This is a genomic window from Campylobacter concisus (genome assembly GCF_001298465.1).
Classification (GTDB): domain Bacteria; phylum Campylobacterota; class Campylobacteria; order Campylobacterales; family Campylobacteraceae; genus Campylobacter_A; species Campylobacter_A concisus.
In genome coordinates, this window is record NZ_CP012541.1 from 1,188,103 (window position 1) to 1,208,617 (window position 20,515).

Sequence of the window (20,515 nt, forward strand, 5' to 3'; positions counted from 1 at the left end):
TGCCTATTCTATTAGCTTTTTGTTGAAAAAATCGTTAAATTAAAAAAATTGTTTGCCATTTTTTGATACAATCTGCGAAATTTTTAACGTTAAAAGGCTTAAAAATGAACAATACTTCAATCATAATTTTAGCGGCTGGTCTTGGCACCAGGATGAAATCAACCCGCCCAAAAGTGTTATTTGAACTTTGCGGTGAGCCGATGATAATTCACATCTTAAAACAAGCCTATGCCATCACAAATGACGTTAGTGTCGTACTTCACTACGAAAAAGAGTTAATTAGCAAAAAGATAAAAGAAATTTTCCCTCAAACTAAAATTTTTGAGCAAGATCTAGCAAATTTCCCTGGAACTGCAGGCGCGATAAAGGGCGTTAGCCTAAGCGGCGAAAAGGTGCTTGTTACTTGCGGAGATATGCCACTTGTTAGATCAACTGACCTCATGCGCCTAGCAAATGCCGAAGCAGACGTAGTTATGAGCTCATTTGAAGCTGCAAATCCTTTTGGCTACGGCAGAGTCATCATAAAAAACGGCAAAGCTGAGGCCATCGTCGAGCAAAAAGATGCGAGCGAAGCACAGCTTGCCATAAAAAGCGTAAATGCTGGTTGTTACTGCTTTAAGCGCGAGGCGTTAGAGCAAATTTTACCACTCATAAATAATCAAAACGCGCAAAAAGAGTACTACCTAACTGATGCTATAAAAATAGCAAATGAAAAGGGTTTAAAGTGCGTTGCAGTGAGTGTTAGCGAGCAAAATTTCATGGGTATAAATGATAAATTTCAGCTTAGTATCGCTGAAAAAATAATGCAAGATGAGATCAAGCAAAATTTGATGAAGGCTGGCGTTTTAATGCGCATGCCTGAGAGCATTTTCATAGACAGTAGGGCTAAATTTGAAGGCGAATGCGTGCTCGAAGAAAACGTAAGTATCCTTGGCGAGTGTCTCATCAAAGAGAGTATTATCAAAAGCTCATCAGTGATCGAAAGTAGCGTCATCAAAAACTCAGATATCGGCCCACTAGCTCACATAAGGCCAAATTCTGAAATTTCTGACACACACATAGGAAATTTTGTCGAGGTTAAAAAAGGCGTTCTTGGAGGCGTAAAAGCTGGGCATTTGAGCTATCTTGGCGACTGCGAGATAGAAAGTGGCACAAACATCGGATGTGGTACAATCACATGCAACTACGACGGCAAGGCAAAATACAAAACCAAAATCGGTAAAAACGTCTTTGTAGGCTCAGATACACAGCTAGTTGCCCCTGTAAATATCGCTGATAACGTCATCATCGCAGCAGGAAGCACCATCACAAAAGACGTTGAAAGCGGTGCATTAGCGATTGGCAGAGCTCGACAAGAGAACAAAAGCGGCTTTTTTGAGAAATTCTTTGGCAAAGACGATGTTAAAAAATAAGAAAATTTTACTAGCTGTTTGCGGTAGTATCGCCTTTTATAAGGCTTTTGAAATTTTATCACTGCTTAAAAAGAAAGGCGCTGATGTTTATGTGGCTTTAAGTGACGGAGCGCTTGAATTTTGTAGTGTAAGCGGCTTTGAGGCGCTAAGCGAGCATAAAATTTTAAGCTCTCAAACACAAAACTGGCAAGATGGCGTAAATCACATATCCTACTCTAAAATGGACCTAGTCCTAATAGCGCCAGCCTCGGTAAATACGATAAATAAGCTAACAGCTGGCATCTGTGACAATGTCTTCATGCAAACGCTAATCGCCGCCTCGCACGTACCCTTAGTCGTTGCCCTAGCTGCAAATAACAATATGATCGAGCACTTCGCGACACAAAATTCGCTTGAAATTTTAAAGAAAAACGGCGCTTTAGTGGTTGAGCCAGTTCTTAAAACTCTAGCTTGTGGTGATGTTGGCAAGGGCGGTCTTGCAAGCCCTGAAGTGATAGTAGAAGCTGCCATAAAAAGGCTTAGCAAGACACTTTTTGCAGGCAAAAAAGTAGTTATAACTGGTGGCGCGACAACTGAAAAGATAGATGATGTAAGAGCTATTACAAATTTCTCAAGTGGCAAGATGGCAAAAGCCTTAGCTAGAGCCTTTTACTACTCAGGTGCGGAGGTAAAACTACTTGCTAGTTTTGAAACTAGTAGTGAGCTATTTGAATGTCTTAAATTTAGCTCAAGTAGCGATCTTTTGGAGCTTTGCAAAAGCGAGTGTGAAGACGCAAATTTACTTGTAATGTGCGCTGCGGTGAGCGATTTTATACCAACAAAAATTGATGGCAAGATAAAAAAAGAGGATGTTGGCGAAATTTTAAGCTTAAGTCTAAAGAGAAATGTCGATATTTTGCAAAGCTTAAAAGAGTTCAGCTGCAAAAAGATCGGCTTTAAGCTTGAAATCTCAAGTGAGAGCGCACACAAAAATGCCAGAGTAATGCTAGAGCAAAAGGGGCTTGACGCAGTTTGCCTAAATATCTTGGGTGAGAAAAATAGCTTTGCAAGCGAGCAAAATGAAATAAATTTTATCACGAAAAATAATGAAACTTTGCTACCGCTTGCCGCAAAAGACGAGATCGCAAGACATATCGTGGAGCTAGCGGCAAATTTATGATAGAGAAAATTTCTCGCATTCAAAAAATAGCAAAAAATGCAAATTCACCGTTAGTAGCTATAAATTCGTCACTTCCGCTTAGTATCTTAGTAAGCCAAAAGATCGGTTTTAACAGATACATTTTAAATTTTGCAAATAGAAATTTAAACACAAAAAGCGCAAAAGAGCTAAACGTAGGCTCGAGATACTGGGGCGAGATGCAAAGCCAGGGCGAAAATATCGTCATAAAAAATTTATACGAAAAGCCAAGAATTTTAGACGAAGATGTCTTGGCTAATGGGCTAAATCTTATCGAAAATTTGATAGAAAATGAGAATTTATCGTGGTTTTATGACTATTTATTTAAAAGTTTAAGTGAAGCTAAGACAAAAGACGAGATGAAAGTGCTAGCGAAAATGCTCTTTGCTCTGCAAGAAAATGTCTTGCATATACCATTTATTTATAATGGTACAAACGGCGTTTTTCAGCTAAAAAAAGAGGAGAATGATATGAAAATTTTTTTAATATTTTCAAATTTTGCTCCACTTATTTTTAAATTTAAAGATGAAGCTTTATGCGAGATCGCGACTCCATTTAATAATGTAGCTAGCTTGCTAAAAAGAGAATTTAACGCCAACATAACAGTGCAAAATGTGAGTGCTCTTTGGAGCAAAAAAGAACAAATTATTGATATAAAAGGTTAAAGATTGAATGAATTAAACCACCTTGCTATTATCATGGATGGAAATGGACGCTGGGCTAAAAAACGTGGATTTTTGCGGACAAATGGGCACGAAGCTGGAGCAAATGTAGTAAGCGATATGTGCGAATTTTGTATCGATAATGGAGTGAAAATTTTAAGCCTTTATGCATTTAGCACTGAAAACTGGAAAAGACCACAAAAAGAGGTCGAGTTTTTGATGAATTTGCTTAAGAAATTTCTCATTTTAAAGCGTGATGATTTTATAAAAAATAGGATCAAATTTAACACAATTGGCGATATTTCGCCATTTAGCGATGAGCTAAAAAACGAGATAGAGATCACCAAAAACACTACAAGAGAGAATAAAAATTTATTATTAAATTTAGCGATAAACTACGGCTCAAAGGATGAGATTATTAGAGCTGTGAAAAAGCTAAATTTAGAAGGTGTAGATATAAACGAAACAAGCCTAAATGCAGCACTTGATGAGAGTGAGCCGGTGGATCTTCTCATTAGAACTGGTGGCGAAAGTAGACTCTCAAATTTCATGCTCTGGCAGGCAAGCTACGCGGAGCTATTTTTTACGCCAACACTTTGGCCTGACTTTAGCAAGGATGAGCTTACAAGCATCGTTAGCAAATTTAAAAATATAGAGCGAAGATTTGGCGGAGTTTAGCGAGATAATGGATAATTTAGTCATCTTTTTTGCCGTTTTTACTTTTGTTTTGGGTATTTGTGTGGGCTCATTTTCAAATGTGCTGATATATCGCCTACCAAAAAATGAGAGCATAAATTTTCCAGCTTCTCATTGCCCAAACTGCGATCATAAGCTAAATTTCTATCACAATGTTCCAATTTTTTCGTGGATATTTTTAGGCGGCAAATGTGCCTTTTGTAAGCAAAAAATAAGCCTCATTTATCCAGCAATCGAGCTAGTTTCTGGGATACTTTTTTTGATCTGTTTTTTTAAAGAGTGCGGCGAAATTTTAAGTATAGAAACATTGCTTTACGCGCTATTTTTAGGGCTTTGTTTTATAATGCTGCTAGCTCTTAGCGTCATAGATATAAGATATAAAGCTGTGCCGGATCCGCTTCTTTTTGCAGCACTATTTTTCGCATTTATCTACGCTTTGATGCTTTTTATAGTTAAAGGAAATTTTGCCCAAATTTTAAATTTATTCCTTTTTGCACTTATCTTTTGGGTGCTTAGATTTGTCGTAAGTTTTGCCATAAAAAAAGAAGCGATGGGTAGTGCAGATATCTTTATAGCAGCGATCATCGGAGCTATTTTGCCAGCCAAACTGGCTCTAGTGGCGATCTATCTTGCAGCGCTTTTTACACTTCCAGTCTATGCGCTCGTTCAAAAAAAGGGCTATGAGCTGGCTTTTGTGCCATTTTTAAGTCTTGGCTTACTTATTGCATACGCTTTTAAAGAGCAAATTTTAGAAATTTTAAGGTTTATTTATGAGTAGAGTGAATAGATATCTTTTGTTTAACTTCCTAGGGACTTTTGCGTCGCTATTTAGTACGCTTTTTTTGATCATGTCGATCGTATTCTTCATCCAGATCGCGCGCATCACTTCTTACATTGAAATCAGCTTTGGCGAGCTTTTTAAACTCTACTCATTTATGCTTCCACGCGTACTACTTTTTGTCGTACCTATCGCATTTTTTGTATCACTTGCGATGACACTTTTTAGGCTATCAAAAGAGAACGAGAGTATCGTCATTTTTACGCTTGGTGGCTCACCAAATAAGATTGCTAAATTTTTCTTAATATTTTCAGCATTTTTAAGCACCGCTCTACTTGTAATCGCTACCATAATGATACCAATAGCCGCACAGCTAAATGCAAATTTTATTGATTATAAAAAGACTGTTGCAAAGCTAAATTTAAAACCAACTCAGTTTGGACAAAAATTTTCTGACTGGATGGTCTATGTGGGTAGTGAAATGCAAGATAACAACGGCACTACCTATAAAGATATCGTGATGTTTAATCCTTACATTAAAGACTCCCAACGCTTAATCACTGCTAAAAATGCAAAGATCACTAATACAAATCAAAGCATTGAACTCTCCTTAGCAGATGGAAAAATGTATGACATAAAAGATGAAATTTATCATCAAAGTAACTTCAAATCTATGAAGATAAGGACTACCCAAAGTGAAGAGATAAGCGATATAGGCAGTATAAAAGAGTACTGGACGGAGGCAAATAGTAGTGAAAAAAGAAGAAAAGACCTTAGTACGTATGTACTTGTTGCACTATTTCCACTTGCCAGTACACTTTTTGCTATAAGCTTTGGCATCGTTACTTATAGATATGAAAAAGGCATGGTTTATGTTGGGACATTTGGCGTTTTATTTGGGTATTTTACGCTCATAATGCTATTTTCATCAAAGCCATCTTTTGCGATTCCACTCATATTTTTTGTTTTTTTATTGGCAGGAATTTTGCTTTTTAAAGCCAAGATCATGCGAAGATACTAATGAAAATCCAACTAATTTATAGCTACGATGGCTCCAAATTTCAAGGCTCACAAACTCAGCCGCATGAAAATGGTGTAGAAGATGAGCTTTCGCGTGCTCTAGCTCACGTTGGAATATTTGAAAAAATAGTCTCTAGCTCACGTACAGACAAAAACGTCCATGCGATCAATCAAAGCTCAAGCGTAATTTGTGGAGATCATTTTAAAAATTTAGAGCATCTAAAAGAGCTAATCAACCGCCATGCTCATCCAAATATTCATATAAAACGTATAAATTTAGTTGATGAAAATTTTCAAGCAAGGTTTGATGCCATAGCAAGGTCTTATAGATACATTATAGATCATGGAGAATTTGATGTTTTTGGCTCAAACTATAAAGTCTTTTTGCCAAAATTTGATATCAAAAAAGCAAATGAAATTTTATCTAATTTTGTTGGTGAGCATGATTTTAGCTCCTATATGAAAACAGGAAGTAACACAAAAAGTCCGGTGCGAGAAATTTTTAAGGCATTTTGTTATGAATACAAAAACCAAACTATCATAGTTTTTAAAGCAAATGGATTTTTACGCGCACAAGTACGGCTTATGGTTGCAAATCTACTTAAAGCCTTAAGTATCAAAAATGGTGGTGAGCTCATTAATGTTTCACTTAACGGATACCCCGCCCTAACTCGTATCCCAGCTCCAGCTGAAGGACTTTATCTAAATAGAGTTTTTTATAAATTTAACTAGGTTTTTAGAATATTCAATAGTAAGTTTACTTAAAATATTAAATAAAGAATCTTAACCCTCCTTCAAATTTTTAACGCAGTAAATGATAAAGAAAAACTTTTTAAGATCCACTCTGACTCACCTAAAGCCTGCCCACTTGGTAGCAAGATCGAGGGACTTTTAACTGGTCACTTCCTAAAAGCACAAGAAGCTTTAGAGGATAGTTTAAGAAGCATTACTTTACAAGATCTATTAGATGAGCTTATTGATTTATAAAATTTAAAAAGTAGGCAAACCAAGTTATAGAATTTAAAAAGTAGGCAGATATATAAAAAAACCAATCTATTTTATTTATTAGGAACGCTATGCGCTCCTAACTATTTTTATATATATTTTATGTAAGAATTTTTATAAATTCCTAGATTTTATTACTCTTTGCTTTTCTCTTTTTTAGCTTTGCTCTTTTTCTCTGCTTTATCTTTTGGGCTTTCTTTCTTATCTTTGACTTCTTTTACGCTATCTTTAGCACCATCTTTTTTCTCTTTTACTTCATCACTCTTTTTACTTACTTTTTGTTTTGTGTCATCTTTTTTAGATTTTGTTTTAGCTTTTGTTTCGTCTATCTTTGTAGTGCCTGATACTGATATATCTGATTTTAAATTTTCAAATGTCTTATCACCTATACCATTTACATTTTTTATATCTTCTATTGAGTTAAATTTATTTGCTTTTCTATACTCTATTATTGCATCTGCCTTTGAAGATCCTATGCCATCTAAACTCATTAACTCTTCTTTTGTGGCAGTGTTTAAATTTATGGCTGCTAGTAATGTAGAAGCTGCTACTAATAGTGAGAATATAATCTTTTTCATTTTTGTCCTTTTTGGGTAAATTTGGGTTTGGAGTCTATCATATTTGGTGTTTTTAGTCAACACTCGCATAAAAACATAAGCTAAAAGATATTTATAAATGTAAAGATAAAAAGTCTAATTATTTAAAAATATAAATAAATTTTAGATTTGATATTTTGTTATAAATTAAGAAATAATATTAAAAGATGATTGTTTAGATAAAGAATATTAAAAATCAACAAAGCCCGCAACGACCTACTTTTCCAACATCCCAGTAAGGGAGAGTATCATCAGCCAGGACGAGCTTAGCTTCTTGGTTCGAGATGGAGCAAGGCGTTTCCTCGTCTGTATAGTCACGGGCAGTGTTAAATAAAAGATATATCAGATAAATCTCTTATTTAACACTACTTGATAAAGTTAAAAGTCATAAACAAAGTTTTATAAAAACATATCTTATTAAGTTTTTATCCTTAACAAGGAAGTGATGCTTATTAAAAGATAAGCAGACGAGCTATTAGTACTGGTCAGCTAAAGGACTTTCATCCATTACACACCCAGCCTATCAAACACATAGTCTATATGAGCTCTTAAAAGAAGATTCATCTTGGAGTTGGCTTCCTGCTTAGATGCTTTCAGCAGTTATCACATCCCAACATAGCTACCGAGCGGTGCTCTTGGCAGAACAACTCGTACACCAGTGGTTGGTTCGACCCGGTCCTCTCGTACTAGGGTCAACTCTCCTCAATCTTCTTACGCCCACGGCAGATAGGGACCGAACTGTCTCACGACGTTCTGAACCCAGCTCGCGTACCGCTTTAAATGGCGAACAGCCATACCCTTGGGACCTGCTCCAGCCCCAGGATGCGATGAGCCGACATCGAGGTGCCAAACCTCCCCGTCGATGTGAGCTCTTGGGGGAGATCAGCCTGTTATCCCCGGGGTACCTTTTATCCTTTGAGCGATGGCCCTTCCACACAGAACCACCGGATCACTAAGACCGACTTTCGTCCCTGCTTGACGTGTATGTCTCGCAGTTAAGCTGGCTTTTGCCTTTATACTCTGCGAACGATTTCCAACCGTTCTGAGCCAACCTTTGTAAGCCTCCGTTACATTTTGGGAGGCGACCGCCCCAGTCAAACTACCCACCAGACATTGTCCTACTTGAGGATAACTCAAGCTAGTTAGCTATCAGAATAAAAAAGAGTGGTATCTCAACAACGGCTCACCATAAACTGGCGTCTATAGATCAAAGCCTCCCACCTATCCTGCACATTTTTATCCCAATAGCAGTGTCAAGCTGTAGTAAAGGTCCACGGGGTCTTTCCGTCTTGCCGCGGGTAGGAGGAATTTTCACCTCCACTACAATTTCACTGGATCCCTCTTCGAGACAGCTCCCATCTCGTTACGCCATTCATGCAGGTCGATATTTAATCGACAAGGAATTTCGCTACCTTAGGACCGTTATAGTTACGGCCGCCGTTTACTCGGGCTTCGATCAAACGCTTCGCAGAGCTAACGTCATCAATTAACCTTCGAGCACCGGGCAGGCGTCACACCCTATACATCCTCTTACGAGTTAGCAGAGTGCTGTGTTTTTGGTAAACAGTCGGGAGGGACTCTTTGTTGTAACCTTCAATGCTTACGGAGTAAATCCTTCACAAAGTTAGGCACACCTTATACCGAAGATACGGTGCTATTTTGCAGAGTTCCTTGAAGAGAGTTCTTCCACGCGCCTTAGAATACTCATCCCACCCACCTGTGTCGGTTTACGGTACGGGCAACTATAACTAAACTTAGAAACTTTTCTTGGCTCGACAGTATCGGCAATTCGCTATCCATTCCGAAGAACTTCAAACGCCTGTGGGGTCTCGGCTTAAAAAGATCCGGATTTGCCTGGATCTTAACCTACACCTTTCGACTAGCACTACCATCCGCTAGCTTGCTTAACTCTAAGCGTCCTTCCATCGCACATTATAGTTGGCATTGGAATATTAACCAATTTTCCATCGCATACCCCTTTCGGACTTTGCTTAGGACCCGGCTAACCCTACGATGACGAGCATCGCGTAGGAAACCTTGGGTTTACGGCGTTGGGGATTCTCACCCCAATTATCGCTACTCATGCCTGCATGCTCACTTGTATTCGCTCCAGCACTCCTTACCGGTATACCTTCAACGCAAATACAACGCTCTCCTACCACTTAGTAAAACTAAGTCTAAAGCTTCGGTACTCATTTTAGCCCCGTTATATTTTCCGCGCAGAATCACTAGACCAGTGAGCTATTACGCTTTCTTTAAAGGATGGCTGCTTCTAAGCCAACCTCCTGGTTGTTTAAGTAACTCCACATCGTTTTCCACTTAAATGAGATTTAGGGACCTTAGCTGTTAGTCTGGGTTGTTCCCCTCTCGACGACGGATTTTATCACTCGCCGCCTGACTGCCATGATTACACACTAGGTATTCGGAGTTTGATAGGGTTTGGTACATTGGTGTATGCCCTAGCCCATTCAGTGCTCTACCCCCCAGTGTTACTACATGACGCTATACCTAAATATATTTCGGAGAGAACCAGCTATCACGATGTTTGATTGGCCTTTCACCCCTATCCACAAGTCATCCCATAGCTTTTCAACGCTAGCGGGTTCGGTCCTCCACCGGCTCTTACACCGGTTTCAACCTGCTCATGGATAGATCACATCGTTTCGGGTCTGCAACGTCTGACTAAACGCCCTATTAAGACTCGCTTTCGCTACGGCTCCGGGTTTCCTTAACCTTGCCAGACATCACAACTCGCAGGCTCATTATGCAAAAGGCAGTCCATCACCCTGATAAATCATAGGGCTCTGAATGATTGTAAGCAAATGGTTTCAGGTTCTATTTCACTCTGATCACCTCAGTTCTTTTCACCTTTCCCTCACGGTACTTGTGCACTATCGGTCTAGTAGTAGTATTTAGGGTTGGATAGTGGTCTACCCAGCTTCAGACAGAATATCACGTGTTCCGCCCTACTCAGGATACTGCTAAGTAAAACAAAGCTTTCATATACGGGAGTATCACCCTCTATGCTTAATCTTTCCAAATTATTCTATTAGCTAAGTTTAGTCTATATTGCAGTCCTACAACCCCGTTAGTAAACTAACGGTTTGCCCTCTTACGCGTTCGCTCGCCGCTACTAGCGTAATCTCTTTTGATTTCTTTTCCTGAGGGTACTAAGATGTTTCAATTCCCCTCGTTCGCTCCATATTAGGTAGTTAAGCTCGCGCTTAACTGGGTTGCCCCATTCAGAAATTCCCGGATCAAAGCCCCTTGACGGCTCCCCGAGACTTATCGCAGCCTGGCACGTCTTTCATCGCCTCTACTAGCCAAGGCATCCACCACTTGCTCTTTGTAGCTTACCTTTTCTATATTAGATTATTCTAATTCGCATCACTTCCTTGTTAAAGATAACTTTATGTTACTATATTTAAATTCTAGCTCTCAAGACGGAAAGCATTGACTACTATTTAGATAAGTTTTAAATCCTAAATAGATTGTGATGTCAAACTTTTGCATTAAATGCAAAGAGAATAGAAATTTAAATCTTTAACAAGTCCTGTAAAATTGTTTTTAAAACTTGCTTGTGACTATTAACAATATTAATTAAAAGAACATTTAGACAAAAGTCTAATTAGAAAGTTTAAAAATTTAAGCTCTCTAATTAGACTTAATACGGTTAAACTATTTTATGGTGGAGAATAGCGGGATCGAACCGCTGACCTCCTGCGTGCAAAGCAGGCGCTCTCCCAGCTGAGCTAATTCCCCAATTAAATTCTCTGGTGGGCCTAACAAGACTTGAACTTGTGACCTCACCCTTATCAGGGGTGCACTCTAACCAGCTGAGCTATAGGCCCCTATAGGTCTATCAATCTTTCAAAACTAAACAAGGATGATTGAGAATATCTTTCTTATAGATATCTTGTGAGAGAATATCTATATGTACTCTAGAAAGGAGGTGATCCAACCGCAGGTTCTCCTACGGTTACCTTGTTACGACTTCACCCCAGTCGCTGATTCCACTGTGGACGGTAACTAATTTAGTATTCCGGCTTCGAGTGAAATCAACTCCCATGGTGTGACGGGCGGTGAGTACAAGACCCGGGAACGTATTCACCGTAGCATGGCTGATCTACGATTACTAGCGATTCCGGCTTCATGGAGTCGAGTTGCAGACTCCAATCCGAACTGGGACATATTTTATAGATTTGCTCCATCTCGCGATATTGCTTCTCATTGTATATGCCATTGTAGCACGTGTGTCGCCCCGGACATAAGGGCCATGATGACTTGACGTCGTCCACACCTTCCTCCTCCTTACGAAGGCAGTCTCATTAGAGTGCTCAGCCGAACTGTTAGCAACTAATGACGTGGGTTGCGCTCGTTGCGGGACTTAACCCAACATCTCACGACACGAGCTGACGACAGCCGTGCAGCACCTGTCTTAACATTTCTGCAAGCAGACACTCTTCTATCTCTAGATGATTTGTTAGATATCAAGTCCGGGTAAGGTTCTTCGCGTATCTTCGAATTAAACCACATGCTCCACCGCTTGTGCGGGTCCCCGTCTATTCCTTTGAGTTTTAATCTTGCGACCGTACTCCCCAGGCGGTATACTTAATCCGTTAGGTGCATTACTGCCAAGACTAGCTTAGCAACAACTAGTATACATCGTTTAGGGCGTGGACTACCAGGGTATCTAATCCTGTTTGCTCCCCACGCTTTCACGCATTAGCGTCAGTTGAGTTCCAGCAGATCGCCTTCGCAATGGGTATTCCTGGTGATCTCTACGGATTTTACCCCTACACCACCAATTCCATCTGCCTCTCCCTCACTCTAGATTACCAGTTTCCCAAGCAGTTCTATGGTTAAGCCATAGGATTTCACAAGAGACTTGATAATCCGCCTACGCGTCCTTTACGCCCAGTGATTCCGAGTAACGCTTGCACCCTCCGTATTACCGCGGCTGCTGGCACGGAGTTAGCCGGTGCTTATTCGTTAGGTACCGTCATTATTCTTCCCTAACAAAAGGAGTTTACGCTCCGAAAAGTGTCATCCTCCACGCGGCGTTGCTGCTTCAGGGTTTCCCCCATTGAGCAATATTCCCTACTGCTGCCTCCCGTAGGAGTCTGGACCGTGTCTCAGTTCCAGTGTGACTGATCATCCTCTCAGACCAGTTATGCGTCATAGCCTTGGTGAGCCATTACCTCACCAACTAGCTGATACAATATAGCCTCATCCTACACCGATAAAACTTTCCCTATCTAACTTATGTAAGACAGGAGTATAGAGTATTAGCAGCCGTTTCCAACTGTTGTCCTCTAGTGTAGGGCAGATTAGCTATACATTACTCACCCGTGCGCCACTAACTCATAAGAGCAAGCTCTTACTTGTCCGTTCGACTTGCATGTATTAGGCACGCCGCCAGCGTTCACTCTGAGCCAGGATCAAACTCTCCATATTAATTACCTATCTAATAGACAGGATTTTTATTATGAAGTTTTTAATCAAAAAAACTTTTAGTTTTTATATTAGTTTGTCTAATCTATTATTTAATCATAATAGACTGGCTCAATCGATCACTTGTTTAGATTTCAAAGATTGACTAATAGTTTAACAATTGTAAGTTAAAAGAACAACGATAAAAAGAAAAGGCTTTATTAACCAATGAAGTTAAAGGTGGTTTCTTGTTTCGTGAGCTGGAATTATATACGAGCAATACTTAAAGATAGTTGAAATATTTAGGGAATTTTAGAAAAAATTGTTAGGCGCTTAAAAATTTTAAAGTATGTATTTTTATTATAGGTTTAAGGGTTTAGTTTATATATGCGTATCCACTTCTTTTTTCTATATTTATAGAGGCCACATTATTATTTTTATCTGTTAAAACTATCTTACAATCACCTTTTAATAGTCTTGAATAAGGCCTTTTTGCTCCTTTATTGCCAGTAACACTTACCACTCTCATAGGCCTACCTAATTCATCAAAATCAATGGTTTGCGTTTTGCCTTTTCCGCAACTACCGACAAATTTAACCGATTTTATGCCATATTTTTTTTCAATATTTAAATCTGTATTAATTTTATTACAATAGGATTGAGGAATGCCTCTCCAGCCCGCACTTAAAAATTTATTTGACTTTTGCGTATCGATGGCAACCTCTTCTTTGGAATTTAAGTTACCACTAAATTTATTACCACTACCTCTTTTATCATAAAAAATACTATATTTCCAAGATTTAACTCCAGGCTCATCTACAGAGCACTCTTGCAAACTAGTGTCATTAATAGCTATCCCCCATCTCATTTTAAACCAAAATTTTTCATTTTCTGAATATACAAATTTATCATCTTGCATGGCAAGGTGCTGGGCGTACCTTATATGCGTTAGCATCTGTGTAGCTGCCTCTCTAGCTCCATTTATTTCTAGCCTTGGTATGATCATTGCTGCAAGTATGCCTACGGCAATAATCACAAAGATAAGCTCTATAACAGTAAAACCCTTGTTTTTATGCATCTACCTGCCTCTTATGTCAAAATTTGCAATTACTTTTCCCATTTTTTCTATGCAAAATTTTGATTTTCCATTTAGATCGACGCTTAATAATAAATTTTTAGACTCATCTCTTACATCTATACCATAAAATTTAAGTCTTAATGCAAGCTTTTTATTGTCAGTGTATAAATCCTTGATTTCCGCTTCTTTTAATTTATCAGCAAGCTCTTTTACAATATCAAATTTATAGACAAAATGCTTTGTTGGATTATCCAAAAATAGGTAAAAAATTTGATTAAATACAATCATCGACCAGTTTATAGCCAGAAAAAGCATCACTAAAGTCGTACAAATTTTATAGCCTTTTCTAAATTTTGGCAATCTTACGCGATACGAATTAAAAAAAACTCTTACCATAAGTGGCGTTGCGATCACGCAAAACGGCAAAAACTGCTCAAGCTCTAGCCTTTGGCGCACTGAGACTATCATACAAAAGCAAAATGAGCAAATCGCAATAAACCATAAAAGATCCTTCTTTTCCTTAACCCAAATTCTATAAATAGTATAGACAAAAAAGATAAAAACAAACGGTGAAAAAACAGCGGCAAAGATACCAAAAGTATCAATGAAGTGTCCACTTGGCCTACCATTTGTATCAAAGCCAAAAAAGTAAAGCGTGAGTAAAAATAAAATAGCACTTAGCCAAGCAAGCGGAGGCCTTCTTTTATAAAGTGAAAATATAAAAAATCCTGCGTAAAATATCAAAAAATCGCCATCTATAAAAAAAGAAAGGCAAAAAAATACTACAAATAAAATTTTATTTTTAACATGGAAAAAGTATATACATAGGAGCGCCAGCATAACGCAAAGCCCAGCATTATTGACGATAAGAGCTGAAGCTAACGTGCCAGGAAGTAAGATAAAAAACAATACCGCAATAAGTCTGTCAAACTTTAATTTAATGTAAAATTTGCTTATCTTATACATTAAAACGACACTTATGACATGAAAAGCAATCATCACAGATCTTAGAGCAATATCTGTTTGACCAAAAATTTGAACGCTTAAGTTTAAAACATGACTAAGAAAATTTTGTTTGTTAAAAAAAATTTCAGCTTCACTATAACTTATGCTAAGAGAATTTGCCGTATAAAGTAAAAATATACAATCAATCAAACATATTAAAAATACGCTAAAGGCGACGTGATGTCCAACAAATTCTCTAAATTTATCTAGCAAAAATTTTCCTTAAATATGTATATCCCAAAAAAACTCGATCCAATCGTGAGCTTCTTTTACCTTAAATTCTGGTAAAAGCAGAGCTTTCTCTTTATAAAAGACGGTCGCTATTTTGATATCTAAATTTGGATAACGCTTAAGTAGCTCTCTTTTTATCTCGACCATGCTCTCTCCACTATCGATGATATCATCGACGAGCAAAATTTTAGTGTATTTGCTAAGATCTGGTACGTTAAAGATATTAATAGTATCAAGCTTATTTGTATCTTCGTAATGGATAGAATTTAGGGTAAATAAATTCCTATTATTAAGCGCAACAGCTAGCGAGTGGCCAAGCGTTAGACCGCCTCTTGCCACAGCTAGTATCACCTCTGGATCAAACTCGTCTTTTATCTGTTTTGCCATCTTTTTAGTATCAACGGCAAATTCATCGTAGCTATAAAATATCATCTTTCTTCCTTATCAATGCACTAAAAATACGATAAAACTAATGAGCGCTAGCACGACTACGCCTAAATTTATATCGCTAAATTCTCTCTTTATGAGCTTAACTATGACGTATGACATAAAGCCAAATGCAAGGCCGTTTGTGATCGAATAAGTAAGCGGGATGAGCACAACTATGAAAAATGTCGCAACAGCAATGGCTGGATCTTTAAAATTTATACTAGCAAGCTCAGCAAACATAAGCACGCCAACCATCACAAGGATCGGATAAATGGCATTGCCAGGAATCGCTTTAAAAAGTGGCAACATAAATAATGTAAGTATAAATAAAAGTCCGCAAAATACAGCCGTTAGACCAGTTCTACCGCCCTCTTCTACACCGCTAGCACTCTCTACAAACGATGTGGTCGTACTTACGCCTACAAGTGAGCCAGCTGCCGTAGCAATAGCGTCAGCTTCAAGAGTTTTTTCAAGTTTTACGACGCCATCTTTTTTGTTTTCATCAAAAATTCCAGCCCTCGTGCCTACACCAGCTAGTGTGCCTATCGAGTCAAAAAGATCGGTCACAAAAAATGTGATAACAACTGGCAGCAAGGCTAGACTAAGCGCGCCTTTTATGTCAAGCTCTAAAAATATCGGAGAGATAGAGGCTGGAGTTGAGAAAATTTCTGTTGGATGAGGAGCGATACCAAGCACCCAAGCTATTACTGAAGTAGCAAGCACAGCTAGGATAAACGCGCCCTTTATCTTCCACGCCCAAAAGAAAATAACTAAAAATAGTCCCAAAACGCCAAGAAGTACGTTTGGATCTTTGAAATTTCCTATACCAACCAAAACTGCGTCGCTATTTACAATAAAACCCATTTGCTGAAATGCCACAAAGCTGATAAATGTGCCTATGCCAGCGCTTATCGCCCTTCTTAGATCAAGTGGGATGGATCTAATTATCCACATTCTAAAATTTGTAAACGAAAGCACGACAAATATCACACCACTTAAGAAAACAACGCCAAGAGCCGTTTGCCAAGGCACTTTCATACCGATGCAAAGACCAAATGTAAAATAAGCATTAAGCCCCATACCAACGCTCATCGCAACTGGCGTGTTCGCCCAAAGACCATTTAATACAGTAGAAAATATGGTAATTAGCGCTGTTGCAGTGATGAGTGCCTCATAAGGCATGCCAGTTTTGCTCATAATGATCGCATTTACCGGCACAATATACATCATCGCTAAAAACGTCGTAAGTCCCGCTCCAAATTCCTGCTTCACACTTGTTTTATTTTGTGCTAAGTCAAAAAATTTCACCCCAAGCTCCTTTTAGTAAATTTTAAGTTCGTTATATAAGCTATCACGCTCAACCGGCGTAAAACCAGATGTCTTTATGAGATCACAAAATGTCTTTAGTGTAACGCCATTTGCGCTATTTGCGCCAGCTGCACTTTGGATGCTCTCTTTTTCTATCGTGCCATCAAGATCATCAGCGCCAAATTCCTGAGCGATCATCGCCAAATTTAGCGTCGAAGTGGCCCAGTAAGCTTTGATATGAGGAACATTATCTAGCACAAGACGTGAGATCGCCAGAGTCTTTAAAATTTCAGCTGATCCTAGAAATTTCACATCTTTTAAGTAGTTATTTTCTCTTTGATAGACAAGCGGGATAAACGCGTTAAAACCGCCAGTTTCATCCTGCAATTCTCTAATCCTTAGCATATGATCGATCCTGTTACCGCGACTTTCTATGTGACCAAAAAGCATTGTTGCGTTGCTTTGTTTGCCGTGATCGTGCCACATTTTATGGATCTTTAGCCAGTTTTCGCTACTTACTTTGCCTTTGCAAATTTTAGCTCTGACCTCTTCATCAAAAATTTCAGCCCCGCCGCCTGGCATGCTATCGACGCCGTATTCGAGCATCTTCTCTATCACCTCATCATAGCTTAAGCCGTAATGTCTTGATAAAAAGTCGATCTCGGCTGCCGTCATCGCCTTTACGTGAAGGTCTGGATGGGCTACCTTTATCTTTTTAAAAATTTCTAAGTACCACTGCCAGCCACTTTTTGCGTTGTGGGCAGAGACAATGTGTATCTCCTTTACGCCGTGACTCACGCTCTCATCAACGATCTTTAAAATTTCTTCGTGGCTCATTAGATATGGGTTTGGATTTTTTCTGTGAGCCGAAAATGCGCAAAATTTACAGATATCAGCACACATATTTGTTGGATTGATATGGCGATTTACATTAAAAAAGACCTTGTTGCCATGCAGTTTTCTACGTTTTTTATCGGCAAATTTAGCCAAGGTAAAAAGATCAAGCTCATAAAGCGAAAAAGCCTCTTGTTTGCTTAATCTCTCGCCACTTTCTAGTTTTTGTAATAGATTCATTATTTATATCGTCCTAAAGCTGAACTTAAGGCTTCATTATAAGCAAATAAAGCTTTGTTTTTGCAAAAATTATGTAACATTTGCCAAGATATTTTTAACAATGGAAACATTAAATGCTGTCTGATAAAAGTACCAAAAATAGCGATAATTATTTAAAAATCAAAGAGAAATTTCTTGATTTTAAAGCAAATTTACCAAAACATTTTCAAAAAAATCAGGGTAGAAATTTTGCAAATTTTTTAGCCAAAGAATACGATGATTTTATAAAATCTTATTTAAATGAAACTATGCGAGATTTTTTTGATGATTTTATTCCGCAAAATGACAGCTTTGCTTTTAGTGTTTTAGCTACTGGAAAATACGCTCAAACACTACTTAGCGCAAATAGTGAGCTTGAAATTTTACTAGTTTATAAAAATTTAAAAGGCTATAACATAAAGAATTTCTTAAAAGAATTTAGCGAAATTTTAAGTAGCTCTGGAATAAATTTTTATATAAAAAGTGTTGAAATAGATGAAATTTTTACAAATTACAAAGACGATCTCAAATTTAAAAGCGAAACATCGCAAGTCCGATATATCTGTGGTTCAAAAAGCCTCTACCGCTTAGTAAAAAGCGAGATCATAAAATTAAAAGAATTTGATAAAAAAGCCTTTTTAAACTACCATTTAAAGGCGTTTTTGCCATTTTCTAGCATCAGCTACTTAGCCCAAGAGCCAAATTTAAAAAGTGGCTTTGGAGGAATCGATGAAATTTACCACTTAAACTGCATACTAAACTGCCTAGATAGCGACGTTTCTGTTAGATCTCAAGCCCTAAAAGTGATGAATGAAAAAGAGATCGCTAGCTTTAACCTAAATGTAGACTTTTTATTAAGCTTGCTAAGTGCTTTAAATTTAACCCAAAACACCGATACTTTCAGCGCTTCAAGTGTTGAGATCACGACAAATTTCATGCAAACAAAGTCCAAAAAACTCCAAGACAATGAGAGTGTTATCAGCCAAAAAATGCTAAGCTCAATGAATAATGTCGCTATTTATTCAAGGTTTATCGTCGCTTCTCTTTGCAGGCCATTTTTCAAAAGCGAGCTAAGTTTTGAGCAGAGAAAATTTGCTAGGTTAAAAAATGGCTTTTACGAAGTAAATGGCGTCATCTACGTACCTTTACATAAAAAGCCAGCACTCATAGAAAAGCTAATATCCGAGCTTTTGGAGCTAAAAGATGTGGACTATAAATTTGACATAAGTGCGATCTTTTACATCAAGCGAGCCATCATCACAAAAAGCGGCTTGGAGTGCGCTATAAGCGAGTTTAAGAAGATATTTTTAAGAGAAAATTCCTACGCTATTTTAAAGTCCTTACTCGATGCGCAGATGATACAAATTTTGATAAAACCCATGGAGCACATCAGCCAGCTGGCTCAGTACGACGGCTATCACGAGTTTACAGTCGATGAGCATAGCGTCTTAAGCGTCAAATTTCTTGAAAATATAAAAGATAAATTTATAAAAAATCTCTATACCGAGCTTTGCTTGGAGGGCAAGACGATACTAAAGATCGTGACTTTAATGCACGACGTTGGCAAGGGGCTTGGTAAAGACCACGCAAATATCGGCGCAAATATCTTTAGAGCATACGCAAACAAGCTAAATTTAAGCCAAAAGGCGGTAAATATCGGCGTCATTTTGATAAAATATCACACGCTAATGAGCAACGTCTCAAACAGAGAGGACATTTATTCCCAACGCGTTATATTTGCTTTTATCTCAAAGCTTGGCGACAAGCAGGTTTTAAAACTGCTTTACATCCTTAGCTACTGCGTGATAAACGCGACAAATGAGAGGCTCTATAACGCCTACACAGCTAAACTTTTAAGAGAGCTTTATGAAATTTCTCTTAGTGCATTTAGCGATGAAAATTTACTAGACGAAGCGACAAGGCGCGTAAAAAAAGAGCAGTCTATAAAACGAAATAGCGAGTTTTTGGCGCTTGAACCAAGCTTGCAAGAGAAAATTTTTAAAATCACATCAAATCTTGTCTTTATAAAATATAGTGCGAGTGAGATCATAAATTTAAGCAAGACTGCAGATAGCTTAGATGCGACAGAAATTTTTATAAATAACTCTAAAAATTTAAGCATTCAGATCTATACAAAAAAGAGCCTAAATTTAAGCGCCCTGCTCTATGAATTTGCTAAATTCGACTTGGCATACATGGAAATTTTTGAGCTATTTGAGAAAAAATTTTATATCAGGCTTGATTTTAACCAAAATGTTAAAAAAGAGGAGCTTGAAATTACTAAAAATTTAGCTCTAAAATCCTTAAATAGCGAGGTTTTAAAAGAGCCTTTGAAACCAAATATTAACAAAGATGAGATAAACTTCGAGCTAAATCACTCTAAAGATTACGCCAAACTTAGCATCAACGCAAAAGATCAGCGCGGGCTAATGGCTTATGTGATGAGTGTTTTTGACAGGCTTCATTTTCAAGTCACGAGTGCTAGAATCCAAACGGTCAAAAATAGAACAAGAAATCTCTTTTTGATCGAGAAAAACGAGCGACTTGAGAGTAAAGGCGAAGAGATATTAAATTTATTAATAAGCGAGTAAAA

The 20,515-nt window shown here is 38.0% G+C and carries 15 protein-coding genes, 2 tRNA genes and 3 rRNA genes; 9 read left to right on the forward strand and 11 right to left on the reverse strand.

What is annotated here, in order from left to right; translation table 11 throughout:
- Nucleotides 1–104: 104 nt before the first annotated feature.
- From glmU to CCON33237_RS09920, 8 genes are all read left to right on the forward strand, one after another.
- Nucleotides 105–1,412 carry a bifunctional UDP-N-acetylglucosamine diphosphorylase/glucosamine-1-phosphate N-acetyltransferase GlmU gene (glmU, locus tag CCON33237_RS06075; protein WP_054196833.1) on the forward strand — a complete coding sequence of 436 codons (1,308 nt, stop codon included), beginning with the start codon at nucleotides 105–107 and terminating at the stop codon, nucleotides 1,410–1,412.
- Nucleotides 1,399–2,571, forward strand: coding sequence for a bifunctional phosphopantothenoylcysteine decarboxylase/phosphopantothenate--cysteine ligase CoaBC (gene coaBC, locus CCON33237_RS06080; RefSeq protein WP_054196834.1), 1,173 nt, complete (start codon nucleotides 1,399–1,401; stop codon nucleotides 2,569–2,571). Before glmU ends, coaBC begins: the two co-directional genes overlap by 14 nt.
- Nucleotides 2,568–3,254: a hypothetical protein gene (locus tag CCON33237_RS06085; RefSeq protein WP_054196835.1), complete on the forward strand. Its 687-nt coding sequence runs from the start codon at nucleotides 2,568–2,570 to the stop codon at nucleotides 3,252–3,254. Before coaBC ends, CCON33237_RS06085 begins: the two co-directional genes overlap by 4 nt.
- Before the next feature lie 3 nt (nucleotides 3,255–3,257).
- The gene (gene uppS / locus CCON33237_RS06090) at nucleotides 3,258–3,929 is read left to right on the forward strand and encodes a polyprenyl diphosphate synthase (RefSeq protein ID WP_054196836.1); all 672 of its coding nucleotides are present in this window, start codon (nucleotides 3,258–3,260) and stop codon (nucleotides 3,927–3,929) included.
- A gap of 7 nt (nucleotides 3,930–3,936) precedes the next feature.
- On the forward strand, nucleotides 3,937–4,725 hold the full coding sequence (locus CCON33237_RS06095; RefSeq protein ID WP_054197414.1) for a prepilin peptidase: 789 nt from the start codon (nucleotides 3,937–3,939) through the stop codon (nucleotides 4,723–4,725).
- Entirely contained in the window at nucleotides 4,718–5,746 is a 1,029-nt protein-coding gene (locus CCON33237_RS06100) for an LptF/LptG family permease (RefSeq protein WP_054196837.1), read from the forward strand. The genes CCON33237_RS06095 and CCON33237_RS06100 overlap by 8 nt, the downstream gene beginning before the upstream one ends.
- Nucleotides 5,746–6,477: a tRNA pseudouridine(38-40) synthase TruA gene (gene truA / locus CCON33237_RS06105; protein WP_054196838.1), complete on the forward strand. Its 732-nt coding sequence runs from the start codon at nucleotides 5,746–5,748 to the stop codon at nucleotides 6,475–6,477. The genes CCON33237_RS06100 and truA overlap by 1 nt, the downstream gene beginning before the upstream one ends.
- Before the next feature lie 66 nt (nucleotides 6,478–6,543).
- Nucleotides 6,544–6,732: a helix-turn-helix domain-containing protein gene (locus CCON33237_RS09920; protein WP_236842027.1), complete on the forward strand. Its 189-nt coding sequence runs from the start codon at nucleotides 6,544–6,546 to the stop codon at nucleotides 6,730–6,732.
- 152 nt (nucleotides 6,733–6,884) lie between these two features.
- On the opposite strand, the gene CCON33237_RS10125 is transcribed toward CCON33237_RS09920, so the two are convergent.
- From CCON33237_RS10125 to mqnE, 11 genes are all read right to left on the reverse strand, one after another.
- Nucleotides 6,885–7,328: a ComEA family DNA-binding protein gene (locus tag CCON33237_RS10125; RefSeq protein ID WP_054196774.1), complete on the reverse strand. Its 444-nt coding sequence runs from the start codon at nucleotides 7,326–7,328 to the stop codon at nucleotides 6,885–6,887.
- A gap of 221 nt (nucleotides 7,329–7,549) precedes the next feature.
- Nucleotides 7,550–7,668 (reverse strand): 5S ribosomal RNA (gene rrf, locus CCON33237_RS06115).
- Between the two features lie 133 nt (nucleotides 7,669–7,801).
- Nucleotides 7,802–10,705: ribosomal RNA gene (locus CCON33237_RS06120) — 23S ribosomal RNA — on the reverse strand.
- Nucleotides 10,706–11,032: 327 nt separating this feature from the next.
- A tRNA-Ala gene (locus CCON33237_RS06125) sits at nucleotides 11,033–11,108 on the reverse strand.
- A gap of 12 nt (nucleotides 11,109–11,120) precedes the next feature.
- Nucleotides 11,121–11,197, reverse strand: a tRNA-Ile gene (locus tag CCON33237_RS06130).
- Nucleotides 11,198–11,291: 94 nt separating this feature from the next.
- Nucleotides 11,292–12,803, reverse strand: a 16S ribosomal RNA gene (locus tag CCON33237_RS06135).
- The 16S, 23S and 5S rRNA genes sit together here with 2 tRNA genes alongside, the layout of an rRNA operon.
- Nucleotides 12,804–13,155: 352 nt before the next feature.
- Nucleotides 13,156–13,857, reverse strand: a complete 702-nt coding sequence (locus CCON33237_RS06140) for a pilus assembly FimT family protein (protein ID WP_054196839.1) — start codon at nucleotides 13,855–13,857, stop codon at nucleotides 13,156–13,158.
- Nucleotides 13,858–15,075, reverse strand: a complete 1,218-nt coding sequence (locus CCON33237_RS06145) for a glycosyltransferase family 39 protein (protein WP_054196840.1) — start codon at nucleotides 15,073–15,075, stop codon at nucleotides 13,858–13,860. It lies immediately after the preceding gene.
- A gap of 9 nt (nucleotides 15,076–15,084) precedes the next feature.
- Nucleotides 15,085–15,525 carry a phosphoribosyltransferase gene (locus CCON33237_RS06150; protein WP_054196841.1) on the reverse strand — a complete coding sequence of 147 codons (441 nt, stop codon included), beginning with the start codon at nucleotides 15,523–15,525 and terminating at the stop codon, nucleotides 15,085–15,087.
- A gap of 12 nt (nucleotides 15,526–15,537) precedes the next feature.
- Entirely contained in the window at nucleotides 15,538–16,830 is a 1,293-nt protein-coding gene (locus CCON33237_RS06155) for an NCS2 family permease (protein WP_054196842.1), read from the reverse strand.
- Nucleotides 16,831–16,842: 12 nt separating this feature from the next.
- On the reverse strand, nucleotides 16,843–17,907 hold the full coding sequence (gene mqnE / locus CCON33237_RS06160) for an aminofutalosine synthase MqnE (protein ID WP_103583753.1): 1,065 nt from the start codon (nucleotides 17,905–17,907) through the stop codon (nucleotides 16,843–16,845).
- Between the two features lie 110 nt (nucleotides 17,908–18,017).
- Here mqnE and CCON33237_RS06165 point away from each other — a divergent pair, with 110 nt between their 5' ends.
- Entirely contained in the window at nucleotides 18,018–20,513 is a 2,496-nt protein-coding gene (locus CCON33237_RS06165) for an HD domain-containing protein (RefSeq protein ID WP_054196844.1), read from the forward strand.
- Nucleotides 20,514–20,515: the final 2 nt, after the last annotated feature.

Excerpts from the sequence above, each read along its gene's own strand:
- truA (WP_054196838.1), top strand. The coding sequence starts at position 5,746 with ATGAAAATCCAACTAATTTATAGCTACGATGGCTCCAAATTTCAAGGC.
- CCON33237_RS06150 (WP_054196841.1), bottom strand. The coding sequence starts at position 15,525 with ATGATATTTTATAGCTACGATGAATTTGCCGTTGATACTAAAAAGATG.
- CCON33237_RS06100 (WP_054196837.1), top strand. The coding sequence starts at position 4,718 with ATGAGTAGAGTGAATAGATATCTTTTGTTTAACTTCCTAGGGACTTTT.
- CCON33237_RS06165 (WP_054196844.1), top strand. The coding sequence starts at position 18,018 with ATGCTGTCTGATAAAAGTACCAAAAATAGCGATAATTATTTAAAAATC.
- CCON33237_RS06095 (WP_054197414.1), top strand. The coding sequence starts at position 3,937 with ATGGATAATTTAGTCATCTTTTTTGCCGTTTTTACTTTTGTTTTGGGT.
- glmU (WP_054196833.1), top strand. The coding sequence starts at position 105 with ATGAACAATACTTCAATCATAATTTTAGCGGCTGGTCTTGGCACCAGG.
- CCON33237_RS10125 (WP_054196774.1), bottom strand. The coding sequence starts at position 7,328 with ATGAAAAAGATTATATTCTCACTATTAGTAGCAGCTTCTACATTACTA.
- coaBC (WP_054196834.1), top strand. The coding sequence starts at position 1,399 with ATGTTAAAAAATAAGAAAATTTTACTAGCTGTTTGCGGTAGTATCGCC.
- CCON33237_RS06085 (WP_054196835.1), top strand. The coding sequence starts at position 2,568 with ATGATAGAGAAAATTTCTCGCATTCAAAAAATAGCAAAAAATGCAAAT.
- CCON33237_RS06140 (WP_054196839.1), bottom strand. The coding sequence starts at position 13,857 with ATGCATAAAAACAAGGGTTTTACTGTTATAGAGCTTATCTTTGTGATT.